The organism is Stenotrophomonas sp. yr243 (genome assembly GCF_900184195.1).
In the GTDB taxonomy this organism is placed as follows: domain Bacteria; phylum Pseudomonadota; class Gammaproteobacteria; order Xanthomonadales; family Xanthomonadaceae; genus Stenotrophomonas; species Stenotrophomonas lactitubi.
In genome coordinates this window covers 177,720-194,402 of record NZ_FXWT01000003.1, presented here as the reverse complement: position 1 = coordinate 194,402, position 16,683 = coordinate 177,720, and the positions used below count along the sequence as shown (strand labels likewise).

The 16,683-nt window shown below is 66.9% G+C and carries 16 protein-coding genes; 7 read left to right on the top strand and 9 right to left on the bottom strand.

All coding sequences use genetic code 11. From position 1 onward, the window contains the following. Nucleotides 1-98: 98 nt before the first annotated feature. From QOL57_RS13635 to QOL57_RS13625, 3 genes are all read right to left on the bottom strand, one after another. The gene (locus QOL57_RS13635) at nt 99-1,295 is read right to left on the bottom strand and encodes an argininosuccinate synthase (protein ID WP_089236225.1); all 1,197 of its coding nucleotides are present in this window, start codon (nt 1,293-1,295) and stop codon (nt 99-101) included. A gap of 57 nt (nt 1,296-1,352) precedes the next feature. After that, nucleotides 1,353-2,363, bottom strand: a complete 1,011-nt coding sequence (locus QOL57_RS13630; RefSeq protein ID WP_025876421.1) for an N-acetylornithine carbamoyltransferase — start codon at nt 2,361-2,363, stop codon at nt 1,353-1,355. A 329-nt stretch (nt 2,364-2,692) separates the two neighbouring features. Next, entirely contained in the window at nt 2,693-3,256 is a 564-nt protein-coding gene (locus tag QOL57_RS13625) for a hypothetical protein (RefSeq protein ID WP_089236226.1), read from the bottom strand. A 187-nt stretch (nt 3,257-3,443) separates the two neighbouring features. Between QOL57_RS13625 and cysS the strand changes: the two genes are divergently transcribed. Genes cysS through QOL57_RS13610 form a run of 3 tightly spaced genes read left to right on the top strand, consistent with a single transcriptional unit; the run spans nt 3,444 to nt 6,572 of the window. Continuing rightward, nucleotides 3,444-4,820: a cysteine--tRNA ligase gene (cysS, locus tag QOL57_RS13620; protein ID WP_089236227.1), complete on the top strand. Its 1,377-nt coding sequence runs from the start codon at nt 3,444-3,446 to the stop codon at nt 4,818-4,820. 55 nt (nt 4,821-4,875) lie between these two features. Beyond that, the gene (locus QOL57_RS13615; protein ID WP_089236228.1) at nt 4,876-5,328 is read left to right on the top strand and encodes a SufE family protein; all 453 of its coding nucleotides are present in this window, start codon (nt 4,876-4,878) and stop codon (nt 5,326-5,328) included. Continuing rightward, the gene (locus QOL57_RS13610) at nt 5,325-6,572 is read left to right on the top strand and encodes an MFS transporter (protein ID WP_089236229.1); all 1,248 of its coding nucleotides are present in this window, start codon (nt 5,325-5,327) and stop codon (nt 6,570-6,572) included. The genes QOL57_RS13615 and QOL57_RS13610 overlap by 4 nt, the downstream gene beginning before the upstream one ends. Before the next feature lie 563 nt (nt 6,573-7,135). On the opposite strand, the gene dksA is transcribed toward QOL57_RS13610, so the two are convergent. Further along, entirely contained in the window at nt 7,136-8,356 is a 1,221-nt protein-coding gene (gene dksA, locus QOL57_RS13605) for an RNA polymerase-binding protein DksA (RefSeq protein WP_089236230.1), read from the bottom strand. Between the two features lie 273 nt (nt 8,357-8,629). On the opposite strand from dksA, the gene yidD reads away from it, so the two are divergent. The 3 genes from yidD to QOL57_RS13590 are packed head-to-tail and all read left to right on the top strand — an operon-like array spanning nt 8,630 to nt 11,080. Then, nucleotides 8,630-8,884: a membrane protein insertion efficiency factor YidD gene (yidD, locus tag QOL57_RS13600; RefSeq protein ID WP_014037867.1), complete on the top strand. Its 255-nt coding sequence runs from the start codon at nt 8,630-8,632 to the stop codon at nt 8,882-8,884. Between the two features lies 1 nt (nt 8,885). Continuing rightward, nucleotides 8,886-10,232 (top strand): dihydroorotase, encoded by a 1,347-nt coding sequence (locus QOL57_RS13595; protein ID WP_089236231.1) that lies wholly within the window; start codon nt 8,886-8,888, stop codon nt 10,230-10,232. Further along, the gene (locus QOL57_RS13590; protein WP_176429825.1) at nt 10,232-11,080 is read left to right on the top strand and encodes a M23 family metallopeptidase; all 849 of its coding nucleotides are present in this window, start codon (nt 10,232-10,234) and stop codon (nt 11,078-11,080) included. The genes QOL57_RS13595 and QOL57_RS13590 overlap by 1 nt, the downstream gene beginning before the upstream one ends. Nucleotides 11,081-11,245: 165 nt before the next feature. Here the strand turns inward: QOL57_RS13590 and QOL57_RS13585 are convergent, their stop codons facing one another. The 5 genes from QOL57_RS13585 to efp form a co-directional block, all read right to left on the bottom strand. After that, a complete protein-coding gene (locus QOL57_RS13585; RefSeq protein ID WP_089236232.1) occupies nt 11,246-11,950 on the bottom strand; it encodes a squalene/phytoene synthase family protein in 705 nt (234 codons plus the stop codon). A gap of 11 nt (nt 11,951-11,961) precedes the next feature. Then, the gene (locus tag QOL57_RS13580) at nt 11,962-12,657 is read right to left on the bottom strand and encodes a phosphoglycolate phosphatase (protein WP_089236233.1); all 696 of its coding nucleotides are present in this window, start codon (nt 12,655-12,657) and stop codon (nt 11,962-11,964) included. Continuing rightward, entirely contained in the window at nt 12,654-13,370 is a 717-nt protein-coding gene (ubiG, locus tag QOL57_RS13575; RefSeq protein WP_033831579.1) for a bifunctional 2-polyprenyl-6-hydroxyphenol methylase/3-demethylubiquinol 3-O-methyltransferase UbiG, read from the bottom strand. The genes QOL57_RS13580 and ubiG overlap by 4 nt, the downstream gene beginning before the upstream one ends. 26 nt (nt 13,371-13,396) lie before the next feature. After that, the gene (locus QOL57_RS13570) at nt 13,397-14,740 is read right to left on the bottom strand and encodes a TRZ/ATZ family hydrolase (protein WP_089236234.1); all 1,344 of its coding nucleotides are present in this window, start codon (nt 14,738-14,740) and stop codon (nt 13,397-13,399) included. Between the two features lie 219 nt (nt 14,741-14,959). Then, a complete protein-coding gene (gene efp, locus QOL57_RS13565; protein WP_089236235.1) occupies nt 14,960-15,526 on the bottom strand; it encodes an elongation factor P in 567 nt (188 codons plus the stop codon). 97 nt (nt 15,527-15,623) lie between these two features. Here efp and epmB point away from each other — a divergent pair, with 97 nt between their 5' ends. After that, on the top strand, nt 15,624-16,664 hold the full coding sequence (gene epmB / locus QOL57_RS13560) for an EF-P beta-lysylation protein EpmB (protein ID WP_089236236.1): 1,041 nt from the start codon (nt 15,624-15,626) through the stop codon (nt 16,662-16,664). Nucleotides 16,665-16,683: the final 19 nt, after the last annotated feature.

Genomic DNA, 16,683 nt, shown 5'->3' with positions numbered 1-16,683 from the left:
CTACCGGAACGCGTCTGGAGGAGAGCCCCCTTCTTGTTGAAGGGGGCGCGCCAACGGCGCGGGGTTAAGGAGGAATGCGCGGGCAGGTCGATCGCGGCTCAGCCGCGGTTGACCTGCGCGTACAGCGTCGAGCTCATGCCGAACAGCTTGATGAAGCCTTCGGCTTCTTCCACGCCCCAGTCGGCCGACTGCGCATAGGTGGCGCCCTTGGTGTTGAGCAGGTGCGGCGACTTCACCGCAACGGCGTCGACGCGACCGCCACGGGTTTCCAGCACCACTTCGCCATTGACCTTGGCCTGCGAGGACTTCAGGAAGGCTTCGATGTCGGTCTTCAGCGGGTCGTGGTAGAAGCCTTCGTACACCAGCTCCACCCACTTGCGCGCCACGTCCGGCTTGAAGCGGTTCTGCTGCTTGGTCAGCACCGCATCTTCCAGCGCGCGGTGCGCGGCCAGCAGCGAGACCAGGCCCGGCGCCTCGAACACGATGCGGCCCTTCAGGCCGATCACGGTGTCGCCGGTGTACACGCCACGACCGACGCCGTAGGGGGCGAACAGCTTGTTGAGCTGGGCCAGGATCTGCTCACCCGGCAGGGCCTTGCCGTTGAGCTCCACGGCTTCGCCTTCGACAAACTTCAGGGTGACGGTCAGCGGTGCTTCCGGCCATTCGCTGCGCGGTGCGCACCAGCCACGGGCGCCCTCGCCCGGTGCTTCCCAACGATCGATCTCGCCGCCGGACATGGTCAGGCCCAACAGGTTCTCGTTGATGGTGTAGGCCTGCTGCTTGGCGCGCACGCCGAAGCCACGCTCTTCCAGGTACTTCTGTTCGTAGGCGCGGGTCTGGGTGTGTTCCTTCTGGATCTCGCGGATCGGCGCGATGATCTGGTAGTCACCCAGGGCCTTCACTGCCAGGTCGAAACGCACCTGGTCGTTGCCCATGCCGGTGCAGCCGTGGGCGATGATGTTGGTGCCCAGTTCGGCGGCGCGCTTGAGCGCGGCATCGACGATCAGGTAACGGTCCGACACCAGCAGCGGGTACTGGCCCTGGTAGCCTTCACCGGCCCACACGAACGGCTTGACGAAGCCGGACCAGATGGCCGGACCGCCATCGACGGTCTGGTGGCTGGTGACACCCAGTTCGGCGGCACGCTTCTCGATGAAATCGCGCTCTTCGTCATCCACACCGCCGGTATCGGCGAACACGGTATGCACGTTGTAGCCGCGCTCCTGCAGGTAAGGCACGCAGAAGCTGGTATCAAGGCCGCCGGAGAAGGCGAGAACGACGTCTTTGTTGCTCATGGGGGTATGTCCTGGTAGCGCCGGGCCATGCCCGGCGGAAATGTTCGAATGGAGAAATCAGCGCCCGGCAACAGCGGCCATGATCGCCTTCTGCACATGCAGGCGATTCTCGGCCTCGTTGATGGCGATGCACTGCGGCGAATCCATCACGCCGTCAGTCGCCTTCACGTTGCGGCGCAGCGGCAGGCAGTGGCTGAACACACCGTTGTTGGTCAGCGCCATCTTCCGTTCGTCGACGATGAAGTGCTTGAACTGGTCGCGGATCGGCTTCTCCGGCTCCCAGTTGCCGAAGAACGGCAGCGCGCCCCAGCTCTTGGCATAGACCACGTCGGCACCGGCATAGGCGCTGTCGATGTCATGGCTGATCTTCAGCGAACCGCCGCTCTCGGCCACGTTCTGCTCGGCCCAGCCCATGTAGCGCTCGTCGAGGATGTAGTCGGCGGTCGGGCACAGCAGCGTCACGTCCATGCCCATGCGGGTGGCGATGGTCAGCGCCGAGTTGGCCACCGCGGTGTTCAGCGGCTTGGGGTGGTAGGTCCAGGTCAGCACGTACTTCTTGCCGCGCAGGTCCTGGGTACCGAAATGCTCCTGCAGGGCCATCACGTGCGCCAGTTCCTGGCACGGGTGGGTGATGGTCTCCATGTTGATCACCGGCACCGGCGAGTACCTGGCGAAACTCTCGAGCACGACGTCCTGGCGGTCGTAGGCCCAGTCGACGAACTTCGGGAAAGCACGCACGGCGATGATGTCGCAGTAACGGCCGAGCACCTTGGCCACTTCAGCGATGTGCTCTTCGGTATCGCCGTCCATCACCGTGCCGAGGTTGAACTCGATCGGCCATGCATCCTTGCCCGGCTGCAGCACCACTGCGTGGGCACCAAGCTGGAACGCGCCCAGCTCGAAACTGGTGCGGGTGCGCATGGACGGATTGAAGAACACCAGCGCGATCGACTTGCCCTTGAGCTGGTCGCCGAGCTTGTTGCGCTTGAACAGCGCAGCCTGGGTCAGCAGCGCGTCAAGTTCGCTGCGGCTCCAGTCCTGGGTGTTCAGGAAGTGCTTGGGGGACATCATCATTCCTTGCATGAGCGGCGCCGGTGGCCGACGCGGTGGAAGGTGGAAGGGAAAACCGGGAACCAAGGTGATACGAAAAGGTTGCAGATGAAGCTTTCAGAACGCGGAAACGAAAAAACCCAGCCGGCGGGCTGGGTTTTTTTCGGACGAACAGCAGAAAGCTCCGGATTACCCAGCGAGAATGTGGGGTTCCGGTCGACGGGCACGCGACGTCATGCCAGTGGCCTGGCGGGCGGCGCTGCTGTCGTGCTGGAAGTCGGTGAGCTTCATTGGTCGGCAATCTTTACATGCGGCCGGGGCCGGCGCAAGAGGCCGGCGTCGCAGAATCAGGGGGTGCCGGCTGCAGCCTGCTCCGGGCCCACCCAGGGGGTGATCGAAACCCGGATCTTCAGCCGGTTGCCAGGGTCTTCCGGCAGCCGCGAACGGTACTTGGTGCCCTTGTAGACGTAATCCACGTCATAGGCGATGGGGCGGCGGAACTCGCGCCCGACAGGCACGATGCGACAGTCCCGGGTCAGCATCGGGCCCGTGTTGGCCGGCGCCGGGGCGGGGGTTTCGGCCGGAAGCTCCTCCAGCGTCTCCTCATCGCTGCGCTTGAACATCGAGCGCACCGAATCCCACAGGCGGCCGATGCGGCCCTTGTCCTCGACCGGCTCCTCGCCGGTGACATTGACCGGGGCCAGGGTGCGGGTCGAGACCGGCTCGCAGTGCTCCTCGGTACGGGTTGCGCGCAGGGTCTGGAACACCGGCTCCACGTTGAGCACCTGGGCGTAGTCGAACTTCACGTTCTCCACGATCACCACCCGGTTGCGGGGCTCGGCCTCCTGGGCCAGGACCACGGCGGGCAGCGCCGACAGGCAGGCCAGGGTCAGCAACGCGGTGGTTTTCATTGGCGAAGGGAGCAGGGACACGGCAATAGTGTAGGCAGTGGTGACCGCAAGGGGCTGAACATTACCCGTCCGCGCCGTTCCTGCCCACCCCACCCCGGCCGCCGGTGACGTCCACCGGTGGCAACGGTCCCCCCAAAGGGCCCCGACACGTTCTAAAATCACAGGCTTGTCCCCCAGTCACAGACCCATGACCCTGCGCCTGCACAACAACCTGACTCGCCAGCTCGAACCGTTCACCCCGCTCGACCCGGCCTGTCCGACCCTGTATGTGTGCGGCCCGACGGTCTACAACTACGTGCACATCGGCAACGCCCGTGGACCGGTGGTGTTCGGGGTGCTGGCCGACCTGCTGCGGCGGCGCTTCGGTGCCCTGCGCTACGCCCGCAACATCACCGACGTGGACGACAAGATCAACACCGCCGCGCGCGAGCAGGGGGTGCCGATCAGCACCATCACCGACCGTTTCGCCGCGGCCTACCGTGAAGACATGGCCGCGCTGGGCGTGGTGCCGCCGGACATCGAACCGGAAGTGACCGCGCACATGGCGCAGATCATCACCATGATCGAGCAGCTGGTCAGCAGCGGGCATGCCTACGCCGCCGAGGGCCATGTGCTGTTCGCCGTCGGCAGTTTCGAGGGCTACGGCAAGCTGTCGCGCCGCGATCCGGACGAAATGCTGGCCGGCGCCCGTGTCGAGGTTGCTCCCTACAAGCGCGCGCCCGGCGACTTCGTGCTGTGGAAGCCGTCCGGCGACGACCTGCCGGGCTGGGAATCGCCCTGGGGTCGCGGCCGTCCGGGCTGGCATATCGAATGCTCGGCGATGGCCGCCGCACACCTGGGCGAGACCATCGACATCCATGCCGGTGGCGTCGACCTGCAGTTCCCGCACCACGAAAACGAGATCGCGCAGAGCGAGTGCGCGCACGGCGGCAAGGTGTTCGCACGCTTCTGGCTGCACAACGGCATGCTCAACTTCGGCGGCGCCAAGATGAGCAAGTCGATCGGCAACATCGAGCGCGTCCACGACCTGGTGCGTAAACACGCCCCCGAGGCACTGCGCCTGGCCTTGCTGTCGGCCCACTACCGGCAGCCGCTGGACTGGTCCGACGCGCTGATCGAACAGTCCGGCCGCACCCTCGACCGCCTGTACGGCACCCTGCGCGAGCTGGCCGATGTGGCCGCCACGGCAGTGATCCCGGCAGACATCGAAGCGGCATTGGATGACGATCTCAATACGCCGCAGGCGCTGGCCGAAGTGGCCCGTATCGCCGGCGAAGCGCGCCGCGCCACCGATCCCAGCGAACGCGCACGCCTGAAGAGCGAACTGCTCGGCGCAGGCCTCGCCCTGGGCCTGCTGCAGGCCGATCCGGCGCAGTGGTTCGGCAACGCCGCCGGCGACAGCGACGACGACGCGCGCATCCAGGGCTTGATCGACGAACGCGCGGCAGCCAAGCAGGCGCGCGACTTCGCCCGTTCCGACGCCATCCGCGACCAGCTGGCCGCCGAAGGCATCGTGCTGGAAGACACCCCGCAGGGCGTGCGCTGGTCGCGCAAGCGCGGCTGACCTGCCCTGCCCCGTGGCCGGCCCCACCGGCCACGCCCCCACTGTAGAGACTGTTGTGATCGACTCCCCGTTCCCGCTTGAACCCACCGCCGCCGAGGCACAGACGGCCATCGCCGAGGAATTCGGTTTCTTCGGCGACTGGTCCGAGCGCTATCAGTACCTGATCGACCTCGGCCGCAAGCTGCCCGCCTTCCCGGAAGAATGGAAGACCGAAGAGCACCGCCTGCTCGGTTGCCAGTCGATGGTCTGGATCGTGCCGGAAGGCAATACGCAGTCGCTGCGTTTCCACGCCATCAGTGATTCGGCCATCGTCTCCGGCCTGATCTTCCTGGCGCTGCGTGTGTACTCCGGGCGCACCGCGCAGGAGATCCTGGCCACCGAACCCAGCTATATCCAGGATATCGGCCTGTCCCGCCACCTGTCGCCGACGCGCAGCAACGGCGTGGCGGCGATGCTGGCCTTCATCCGTGAGACCGCGCAGGCCCAGCTGCAGCGCGATCCGTCGTGAGCGAACCTGCCACAGCCGAAGACACCGCGCTGGGCCTGCTGTCCCGGCCCGGTTTCGCCCGGCTGCTGGCGTACCGCATCTTCGCGATGCTGTCCTACCAGGTAGTCGCGGTCACAGTCGGTTGGCACATCTACGAAGTCACCCGCAATCCGTTCTCGCTGGGCCTGATCGGCCTGGCCGAGGTGCTGCCGTTCTTCTGCGTGGCGCCGTTTGCCGGTTATCTGGTGGATCATCTGCCGCGCCGCAAGCTGGGCATGGTCGCCTGTTCCGGACTGATCGCCACCGCGCTGGTGCTGACCAGCGTAGCCAAGGGCTGGCTTCCGGTTGAAGGCGTGTGGCCGATCTATGCAGCCATCGCCCTGACCGGCATGGTCCGCGCCTTCCTGTCGCCGATCTACAACGCCCTGTTCGCCCGCGTGTTGCCACGTGAACATTTCGCCCGTGGCGCCAGCCTGGGCGCCGTGGTGTTCCAGACCGGCATGATCGCCGGCCCGGCACTGGGTGGCGTGCTGGTCGGCTTCGGTGGCAAGGGCCTGTCCTATGCGGTGGCCACGGCCTTCGCGCTGGTGGCGATGGGCTGCCTGGCCACGCTGAAAGTGGAAGAACCGGTGCATGCCGGCCCAGCCGCGCCGATCTTCAAGAGCATCGCCGAAGGCGCGCGCTTCGTGGTCGGCAACCGGATCATGGTCGGTGCCATGGCGCTGGACATGTTCTCGGTACTGCTGGGCGGCGTAGTGGCGATGCTGCCAGCGTTCCTGCACGAGATCCTGCATCACGGTCCGGAGGGCCTGGGCATCCTGCGCGCGGCCCCGGCACTTGGGTCGGTGTGCGTGGGCCTGTGGCTGGCGCGCCACCCCCTGCACCGCAACGCCGGTCGCGTGCTGCTGCTCGCCGTGGCCGGCTTCGGCCTGTGCGTGATCGGCTTCGGCCTGTCCCAGCACTTCTGGCTGTCGGCGTTGATCCTGCTGTTCTACGGCGCCTTCGACGGCGTGTCGGTGGTGATCCGCTCCACCATTCTGCAGCTGGCCACGCCGGAAGAGATGCGCGGCCGGGTATCGTCGATCAACGGCATCTTCATCAGCTCGTCCAACGAACTGGGCGCGTTCTATGCCGGCACCATGGCCAAGGTGCTGGGGCTGGTACCGGCGGTGGTACTGGGCGGGTTCGCGGTACTGAGCGTGGCCGGGATCACCGCGTGGAAGAACCCGACGCTGCGGAAATTGAATCTGCGTGATCTGCAGTAGCGTCGGCTCGTCGTTTCCGCGACAGCGGGTTTACGTGCGCCGACGCACTGGTAGCGCCGGGCCATGCCCGGCGGCCCCTTTCCGCGACCGCGGCGGGGTGTCACGTTCTTTGCGCGCGCAAAGAAAGTAACCAAAGAAACGCGCCGCCATCCGCGAGCCGGCGCTGCGCACCGGTGCCCTGCGGTGCTCGGCTCGCTACAAGGCGGACCCAACAGCCGCGAGCATACGCATGGCCGCTCCTGGTAGAGCCAAGCCATGCTTGGCTGTTCTTGCTCTTGCTCTTCCCTGCCCCCCGGCTTCGGCCTGAGCCGAGCATGGGCTCGGCTCTACAGCGGCCGCACTCGGGAACTGTCTGGAGCGGGCGGGTCACCCGGGCCAGGACCGTTCGCGCCATGGATGGCGCGACCGAGCCCCCAGGGATGGGTTTACGGCGTGTCCTGGCCCGGGTGACCCGCCCGCTCGCTCACGGAACAACCAAGGCGCAGCTCTACGCAGCCAACCGCCACTCAACAAAAAACCCGGCCGAAGCCGGGCTTTTCGCATGACATCACAACGAACCGGAATCAGTCGCCCTGCTGCTTCTGCAGGTGCTCCCAACGTTCCTGGGCGTCGATGGTGCGCTCGGCGGTCAGGCGCGCTTCGAGGCGCTCCAGGCCGATTTCTTCACCGGTGTCCACGCAGTACCCGTAATCGCCCGCTTCCAGGCGCTTGAGGGTGCTGTCGATCTTGCCGATCAGCTTGCGGTAACGGTCACGGGTGCGCAGTTCCAGCGAGTTCTCGGTCTCGCGGGTCGCGCGCTCGGCTTCATCGCCGATGTCACGCACTTCCTCACGCAGGTTCTCGATGGTCTGCTTGGACTCTTCCACCAGGTCGGCGCGCCAGTTCTGCAGGCGCTGGCGGAAGTACTCCTGCTGCAGCGAGCTCATGTACTCCTCGTCCGAGGCCGGCTTGTAGCCTGCGGGCAGGATCGGGCGGCCAGTGGCCTCATCGGTCTTGTATTCGACCACCTTGTACTTGCTGCGCGGCGCAGGCGCTGCCGAACGGGCAGCGACGGCCACGGCAACCTTGCCCACGGGGCGGGTCACGGTCTTCGGAGCGGAATCGGATTTCACGGCGGTTTTAGCAGGCGATTTCGAAACGGGCACGGGATTCTTGGATTGCGGGGCGGTCGATGCTGCAGAAGCGGCGGCGGTGGCCGGCTTGGGGGCCGGTTTGGCTGCTGCCACTGCCGCGGTCTTGGCCGGGACAGACTTGGCCGGGGCCGGCTTCGCAGCTGGCTTCGGTGCGGACTTCACTACAGGGGCCGGCGTCGGCTTGGCAGCCGGCGGGGCGACATTCTTGGCAGTCTTGGCGGCAGGTGCCGGCTTGGCAGGCGCCACCTTCTTTGCTGCCGGCTTCGCAGCAGGCGCGGCGGCAACCTTCTTCACCACCGCCTTCGGCGCCGGCTTGGCTGCTGCCTTCTTCGGTGCCGGCTTGGCAGCGGCCTTCTTCACCGGTGCAGCCTTGCTGGCAACCTTCTTCACCGCCGGTGCCTTCTTGCTGGCAGCGACAGGTTTGGCCTTGACCGGCGCAGCGGGTTTCTTCGCCACTGCCGGCTTGCCGGACTTGGCCGGCGCTTTCTTTGCGGTGGCCTTCCTGGCCGCCGGTTGTGAGGATGCCGCCTTGGTCACCGGCTTGCTGGCCGGCTTCTTGGCAACGGGCTTGGCCGCCAACTTCTTCACAACAGGCTTGGCGGTTTTCTTGGCGGCCTTGACGGCCTTCTTTGCAGTTTTTTTAGCAGCCACGAAACGCTCTTCCTTGGATTCCCCGGGGCCCGGGAAAGCGGGCCTTTATAGCCTACCCGACCCGCAGCAGCAACCTCGGGGGCCCGCTCCATTCAGTCCAGGAGTCAACGGGTCCAAGGCGCGGTCCGACGAACACGGACCGCCTTGCGCGGTACGGAACCTGTCCGGCACCTGGAGGGGTGCCGATAGCGGTCGCAGGCCATCTACGACATGCGACCAACGGCCCATCCTGCACAAATGCGGCCTTCATGCCAACTGGCTTAAGATGACTGAGTGATCTCGCGCCTGCTCATCGCCCTGCTGCGCTTCTACAAGCGCTTCATCAGCCCGCTGCTGGGGCCTCGCTGCCGTTTCGTGCCGAGCTGCTCTGAATACGCCATGGACGCCATCTCCCGGCACGGCCCGCTGCGCGGCAGCTGGCTGGCCGCGCGACGGCTGGGCCGCTGCCATCCGTTCCATCCCGGCGGCTTCGATCCAGTGCCCGAATCTCCCAACGCCCCTTCTTGCCGTTGCACAGGAAAACACTGACATGTCCTCCACGCTCATCACCAACGCCCGCCTGGTCAACGAAGGCCGCACCTTCGAAGGCGACCTGCGCATCGAGAACGACCGCATCGCGCAGATCGGCAAAGGGTTGACCCCGCGTGATGGCGAACAGGTGGTGGATGCGGCCGGGCGCTGGCTGCTGCCCGGCATGATCGACGACCAGGTGCACTTCCGCGAACCAGGCCTGACCCACAAGGGCGACATCGCCAGCGAGTCGGCCGCGGCCGTGGCCGGTGGCCTGACCAGCTTCATGGACATGCCCAACACCAACCCGCCGACGCTCGACTCGACCATTCTTGAAGCCAAGTACGAGCTGGCGCGCGGCCGTGCCTGGGCCAACTACGGTTTCTACCACGGTGCCAGCAACGACAACCTGGACGCCATCCGCGCGCTCGACCCGAAGAAGGCGCCGGGCGTGAAGGTGTTCATGGGTGCGTCCACCGGCAACATGCTGGTCGACAACCCGGAAACCCTGGACGCGATCTTCCGCGAGTGCCCGACCCCGATCATCACGCACTGCGAAGACACGCCGATGATCGATGCCAACCTGAAGGCCTTCCAGGAAAAGTACGGCGACGCGCTGACCCCGGAGATGCACCCGGACATCCGTTCGCGCGAAGCCTGCATCAAGTCGACGCGGCTGGCGATGTCGCTGGCGCGCAAGCACGGCACCCGCCTGCACGTGCTGCACATCTCCACCGCCGACGAACTGGCGCTGTTCGAGAAGGGCCCGCTGATCCGTGCCGACGGCAGCCGCAAGCAGATCACCGCCGAGACCTGCGTGCACTTCCTGCACTTTGCCCGCCCGGACTACGCCACCAAGGGCAACCTGATCAAGTGCAACCCGGCGATCAAGGACGTGGCCGATCGCGAGGCGATCACCGCCGCGTTGGCTGACGACGTGCTGGATGTCCTGGCCACCGACCACGCCCCGCATACCTGGGAAGAGAAGCAGAAGCCCTATGCGCAGGCGCCGTCCGGCCTGCCGCTGGTGCAGTACGCGCTGGTCGCCGCACTGGAACGCGTGCACGAAGGCAAGCTGACCCGCGAGCAGGTGGTGCAGAAATTCGCCCATGCTCCCGCCCAACTGTTCGACGTGGAAGAGCGTGGCTTCCTGCGCGAAGGCTACTTCGCCGACCTGGTACTGGTGGAAGACGTGCCGTTCACGGTCAAGCGCGAGGACGTGCTGTCCAAGTGCGGCTGGTCGCCGTTCGAAGGCACTACGTTCCAATCGCGCATCGCCTCCACCTGGGTCAACGGCCAGTTGGTGTGGGACGGCAGTTCGCTGGTGGGCGAACCCGCCGGCCAGCGCATGACCTACGACCGCTGATGCGTTCGGCACTCATGTTCGGGGCGCTGCTGCTGGCAGCCCCTCTGTTCTCCGCACCGGCGGCACAGGCGCAGGACGGCATCGGCGACCTGATCGACAGCCGCGTGGTGTTCCCGGCCAGCGCGTCGCAGGGCGCGCTGGTGATCGGCAAGGTTCCCGCCGGCAGCAGCGTGCGCTTTGCAGGCCGCGACCTGCGCGTGAGCAGCTACGGTAGCGTGGTGTTCGGCATCGGTCGCGATGAGAAGGGACCGCTGCAGGTGCAGATCCGCCGACCGGATGGCGGCAGCGAGACGACCACCATCACGGTGACCCCGCGCGACTGGCCCACCGAGCGGGTCAACGGCGTGCCGCCGAAGACGGTCAATCCGCCGCCGGCCATCGCCGAGCGGATCAAGCGCGAACAGGCGCAGGTCACCGCGGCGCGCGCGCGCGACGACAACCGCACCGATTTCACCCAGACCTTCATCTGGCCGGTGCAGGGTCGCATCAGCGGCCGCTTCGGCAATGCGCGCGTGTACAACGGCCAGCCCGGTGCCGGCCACTCAGGCATGGACATCGCAGTACCGACGGGCACTCCAGTGAAGGCACCGGCAGCCGGCATCGTCACCTTCGCAGGCCCCGACCTGTACCTGACCGGCGGCACCTTGCTGCTCGACCATGGCTTCGGCGTCAGTTCGAACTTCCTGCACTTGTCGCGCATCGATGTGAAGGTCGGTGATCGCGTTGAACAGGGCCAGGTGATTGCCGCCGTCGGCGCCACCGGCCGTGCCACCGGCCCGCATCTGCACTGGGGCATGAACTGGTTCGACACCCGCATCGACCCGCTGCTGGTGCTGGAACGCAAATAACGCCCATCGCCCGTTGCGGTGGTGGGCCGCTGCCGTAGAGCCGAGCCCACGCTCGGCTGCTGTTGGCCATGAATAGCCGAGCATAGGCTCGGCTCTACAGACAGCATGCAATCAACCATGCGCGGTAGCGCCGGGCCATGCCCGGCGAGCGCAGCGGCCAATCGTTCAGCCGCGCGCGGCCCACCATACACGCAGCAGCGTGCGCACGGGCGTCGCCTCGACCGGCTTGCCGGCGGCCCGCGCCGCCAGGCGCGCACGCGCCAGGCTCGACCACACGCGGCGCGCGCGCGGGCCGGGCACACGCGTGCCCCAGCCTTTCAGCAGCTGCTGCGCCCAACGCTGCGCAGCGTTGCCGGCATCTTCGTCCAGCAGGCTGCGAGGCACGCCGGCCACGCCGGCGTCCTGCAGGCGCTGGGCCAAGGTCTGCAGCAGCACCGCACGACCCGCGCCCTTGCGCGGCGTGTCGGCAAACACCACCGCCTCGACCGCCGCCACCGCTTCGGCATAGTTGCCCAGCGCACGCTCGGCACCGGCAGCGTCCAGCGCTACGGTGCGCGCTTCGACCAGATCCGGCAGCGCCTCGGCCAGCTGCGCCCACGGTGCCCGCACCGGCTCCAGCACACGTCCCAGCGGATGCCGCGAACGTTGCGCGGCCCAGCTGCGCAGTTCCTCGCCCCACCAGGCCAGCTTGGCGTCTGCCGGCAGCGGGTCGCCCCCGGTGTTGAGCATGTCGTCGAATTCCTGCAGCAGCGCGAACCACGCCAGCGCGACAGGGCGCTGCGGTTCGGCCACGAACGGCTCAGCCACCGACCATTCCGGCCAACGGCTGCGCCACTTGTCGAGGAAACTATCCAGCGCGGTACTGCTCACTACGTTGTTCCTTACGGCTGGGCCGGGGTCGCCGGCCGGGTCGGCCAGAGGCTGGCCAGTTGCAGGAGTTCGGCGTTCTCGACCAGCACGTCGGCCTGCCAGGCCAGCGGATCGTCGCTGTGCAGGCGGTAGCCCCACAGCGCCGCCACCGACGGCATGCCGGCGGCACGCGCGGCGATGATGTCGCGCTCATCGTCGCCGACATACACGCAATCTTCCGCTGCAATGCCGATGGCCTGCGCGGCGTGCAGCAGCGGCAACGGATGCGGCTTGCGCTCGGCCAGGGTGTCACCGCCAACCAGCACCGCGCAGCGCTGCTGCCACTGCTGCTGCGGGACGATCAGCCGTGCGAGGTACTCAGGCTTGTTGGTGACAATGCCCCACACGGTACCGGCCGCGTCCAGCGCATCGAGCATGCCGACAACCCCGTCGAACAACACGGCATGCTGGCCGATCGAAGCTTCGTAGCGCTGCAGGAACTCGGGAATCAGCGCATCGCGCTCGGCCGCTTCCAGCTCTGGAAACGCTGCCGACACCATCGCCCGTGAACCCTTGGACACCACCGGCCGCAACTGCGCCGGATCGATCGGTGCACGACCGCGCTCGGCCAGCATCACATCGAGGGTGGCGACGAAGTCCGGCGCGCTGTCCAGCAACGTGCCGTCCAGGTCGAACAGCACCGCACGCGGGAACGCTGCGGCGGTCACGGCGCCTTGACCGCGTGGGCCAGGTAGTTGATGTCGGTGCGGCTGCTCAGGCGGGCGCGGTTGCGCCACGGTTCGTAGGCCATGCCACTGACATCGGCCAGCTGCAGGTCGGCCTCGCGCAGCCAGCGCGCCAGCTCGGCCGGCTTGATGAATTCCTGGTAGTGGTGGGTGCCCTTGGGCAGCAGCCGCGCCACGTACTCGGCCCCGACGATGGCCACTGCAAAGGCTGCAGCCGTGCGGTTGATGGTGGACAGGAACAGGTGGCCGCCCGGCTTCAGCAGGCGCTTGCACGCCTCGATGATCGCGCCCGGATCGGGCACGTGCTCGAGCATTTCCATGCAGGTCACCACGTCGAAGCTGCCCGGCTGTTCGGCGGCGAGGTCTTCGGCGGCCTGTACCCGGTAGTCGACGCTGACACCACTTTCCAGTGCATGCAGACGCGCGACCTTGACCAGCTCCGGCGCCAGGTCGATGGCGGTCACCTCGGCACCGGCCTGGGCCAGCGCTTCACTCAGCAGCCCGCCACCGCAACCGATGTCGAGCACGCGCGCACCTCGCAGCGGCGCGCGGTCGGCAACGTACTGCAGGCGCACCGGATTCAGTGCGTGCAGCGGCTTCTGCGGGCCATCAGCGTCCCACCAGCGGTTGGCCAGCGCAGCGAACTTGTCCAGCTCGGCCTGATCGAAATTGGAAGAAGCGTGGGGGGCAGTCATGACGGTTGTCCTTGCGGCGCCTTTGCTCAGGCGCGGATATGACGGATGCGCTCGCGCCACTGGCGCGCGTTGGCGATGATGCCCGGCAGGTCCATGCCGACCAGCTCACGCTGCACCAGCTTGGGCTTGCCGGCGATCCAGACATCGCTGACCTGCTGGCGACCGGTGGCGTACACCAGCTGCGACAGCACGTTGTGCAATGGCTGGGTCTCCAGCGCGGACAGGTCGACGCAGACCAGATCGGCCTGTTTGCCGACCTCGATCGAGCCGATGCGTTCGCCGAAGCCCAGTGCGCGGGCGCCACCCAGCGTGGACGCGCGCAACGTGGTCGCCGCGTCCAGCGCGGTGGCATCGTCGGCCACGGCCTTGGCCAGGATCGCCGCGGTGCGGTTCTCGCTGAACATGTCCAGGTCGTTGTTGCTGGCGCAGCCATCGGTACCGATGGCCAGGTTCACACCGGCGCGCTGCAGGGCGCAGGCCGGGCAGAAACCGGAGGCCAGTTTCAGGTTCGATTCCGGGCAATGCACCACGCTGACGCCACGCTCGGCGCACAGGTGGATCTCGGCTTCGGTCAGCTGGGTCATGTGCACCGCGATCAGGCGGTCGTTGACCAGGCCGAGACGATCCAGCCGCGCCAGCGGACGCTGGCCGTGCAGCTTGATCGAATCGGTGATTTCCTGCGCGGTTTCATGGGTATGCAGATGCACCTGCATGTCCAGCTGGTCGGACAACATCCGCACCCGCTCGAAATTGGCATCGTTCACCGTGTACGGCGCATGCGGCGCGAACGCGGTGCCGATCAGCGGATCGGTGCGCCACTGGTCATGCAGTTCACCGGCCTTGGCGAAGTACTCGTCATCGGTCTTGGCCCAGGCGGTGGGGAAATCGATGATCACCGCGCCGACCAGCGCGCGGAAGCCGTGCTTCTTGTAGACAGCGGCCTGCACGTCACCGAAGAAATAGTTCTCGTTGGCGCAGGTGGTGCCACCACGCAGCATCTCGGCGATGGCAAGGGTGGTGCCATCTGCCACGAACTCGGGACCGATCACCGCCGCTTCCACCGGCCAGATGTGCTGCTGCAGCCAGGTCATCAGCGGCAGGTCGTCGGCGACGCCGCGCAGCAGGGTCATCGGGTTGTGCGTATGTGCGTTGACCAGGCCCGGCATCAGCGCGGCCTCGGGGCGGCTGACTACCTGGGTGGCGCGGAAGCGCGCACGCGCCTCGGCACGCGGCAGGATGGCCACGATCTCGCTGCCACGCACGGCGACGGCATGGTCTTCCAGCACCACCGCATGCGGCTCGATCGGAACGACATAACCGGCTTCGATCAGCAGATCGCAGGCTTCGGGGAGGTGCGGGCTATCGCTCATGCGGGCTCACTGGCTATGGGGGAAGGACCGTACGTAGCCTTGGCTCCGACCTGGCGACTGATCACCGGTCAAACGGCTACCGCTGAGCTTCTGGAAGGCAAGCCCCTGAGTCAGGGGCGGCCGCGAAGCGGCGGGGTGTGGGTGCTGGTGAGCGGGGGCCCACGATCCGCATGGCGGATCGTGGGAGCGCCAGCGCGAATGCGCCGGCGCGTACCCGGATTACTTGACGCGCGAGGAGTACTCGCCCGAACGGGTGTCAACCTTGATGATTTCATCCTGGTTGACGAACAGCGGCACGCGCACCACGGCACCGGTTTCCAGGGTGGCCGGCTTGCCGCCACCGCCCGAGGTATCGCCACGGACGCCCGGGTCGGTCTCGGTGATCTTCAGTTCGACGAAGTTCGGCGGCTGCACGAAGATCGGGGAGCCATTGAACAGGGTCACGATGCAGGACTCTTCGCCCTTCAGCCACTTCTCGGCGCCGCCCATGCCGGCCTTGTCGGCCTGCACCTGCTCGAAGGACTCCGGGTCCATGAAATGCCAGTACTCGCCGTCGCTGTACATGTAGTCCATGTTGGTATCGACCACATCGGCCACTTCCACGTCGTCGGTCGCCTTCATGGTCATTTCGACCGTGCGGCCCGACTTGATGAAGCGATAGCGCACGCGGGTGAAGGCCTGGCCCTTGCCCGGCTTGATGAACTCGGTCTCGGAGATGACGGCCGGTTCATTGTTGACCAGGATCTTCATCCCGTTCTTGACATCGTTCATGCCCGCAGTGGCCATGCTCAAGCTCCTCAAATGGCGAAACCGCCGCGCGTGCGGCGAGCCGGATAGAATGGAAAGCCCACCGGAACCCCGGCGGGCAACTGTTTATGTGTCCATGATAACCGCAGGCCCCCTCTCCATGCAGCTTTCCGCCTTCCCCCGGACCCAGTCGCCAGGCGCGTCCGCGCGCTGGCAGCAGCTGTGGCGACAGGCCCTGCGCGACCCGCAGGCGCTGCTGGCCCGGCTGGATCTGGATGCCGCGGCACTGGGCGTATCGGAGGCGGCCATCGCCCAGTTCGCGCTGCGCGTGCCGGAGGGTTTCGTCGCGCGCATGCGCCGTGGCGATGCCCACGATCCGCTGCTGCGGCAGGTGCTGCCGATCGACGCGGAGATGCGCCCGGCCCCCGGGTTCAGCTTCGACGCGGTGGGCGATGGCGCCGCAAAGAAGGCCACCGGGGTCATCCAGAAGTACCGTGGCCGCGCCCTGCTGGTGGCCACCGGCAGCTGCGCGATCAACTGCCGCTACTGTTTCCGCCGGCATTTCGACTATGGCGCCGAAAACGCCGCCAAGGCTGGGTGGCAGGAGGCGGTGGAGGCCATCGCTGCAGACCCGGACATCGATGAGGTGATCCTGTCCGGCGGCGACCCGCTATCGCTGGCCACCCACAAGCTGGCCGAGCTGACCGATGCACTGCGCGGCATCGCGCATATCCGCAGGCTGCGCATCCACACGCGCCTGCCGATCGTGCTGCCCGAGCGGGTGGATGACGAGCTGCTGGCTTGGCTGGGCGACCTGCCCTGGCCGCTGGCGATCGTGGTCCACGCCAACCACGCCAATGAATTCGACGCCAGCGTCGATACCGCGATGGCCCGCCTGCGCGGCATCGGCGCCCAGCTGCTGAACCAGGCGGTGCTGCTGCGCGGGGTCAACGACAGCGTGCAGGCGCTGCAGGACCTGAGCGAGCGCAGCTTCGCCGCCGGCGTGCTGCCCTATTACCTGCACCAGTTGGATAGGGTCGAGGGCGTGGCCCACTTCGAAGTGGACGACGTCCAGGCCAAGGCCCTGATTGCCGGCCTCACTGCTCGGCTGTCCGGCTATCTGGTACCCAAGCTGGTCCGCGAACTTCCCGGCGACCCGAGCAAGCGCCCGGTGTAACAGTAGATCCACGCCATGC

What these genes read in the sequence shown, in the direction of transcription:
- QOL57_RS13635 (WP_089236225.1), bottom strand. Translation starts at nt 1,295, where the DNA reads ATGAGCAACAAAGACGTCGTTCTCGCCTTCTCCGGCGGCCTTGATACC.
- QOL57_RS13630 (WP_025876421.1), bottom strand. Translation starts at nt 2,363, where the DNA reads ATGTCCCCCAAGCACTTCCTGAACACCCAGGACTGGAGCCGCAGCGAA.
- QOL57_RS13625 (WP_089236226.1), bottom strand. Translation starts at nt 3,256, where the DNA reads ATGAAAACCACCGCGTTGCTGACCCTGGCCTGCCTGTCGGCGCTGCCC.
- cysS (WP_089236227.1), top strand. Translation starts at nt 3,444, where the DNA reads ATGACCCTGCGCCTGCACAACAACCTGACTCGCCAGCTCGAACCGTTC.
- QOL57_RS13595 (WP_089236231.1), top strand. Translation starts at nt 8,886, where the DNA reads ATGTCCTCCACGCTCATCACCAACGCCCGCCTGGTCAACGAAGGCCGC.
- QOL57_RS13590 (WP_176429825.1), top strand. Translation starts at nt 10,232, where the DNA reads ATGCGTTCGGCACTCATGTTCGGGGCGCTGCTGCTGGCAGCCCCTCTG.
- ubiG (WP_033831579.1), bottom strand. Translation starts at nt 13,370, where the DNA reads ATGACTGCCCCCCACGCTTCTTCCAATTTCGATCAGGCCGAGCTGGAC.
- QOL57_RS13570 (WP_089236234.1), bottom strand. Translation starts at nt 14,740, where the DNA reads ATGAGCGATAGCCCGCACCTCCCCGAAGCCTGCGATCTGCTGATCGAA.
- efp (WP_089236235.1), bottom strand. Translation starts at nt 15,526, where the DNA reads ATGGCCACTGCGGGCATGAACGATGTCAAGAACGGGATGAAGATCCTG.
- epmB (WP_089236236.1), top strand. Translation starts at nt 15,624, where the DNA reads ATGATAACCGCAGGCCCCCTCTCCATGCAGCTTTCCGCCTTCCCCCGG.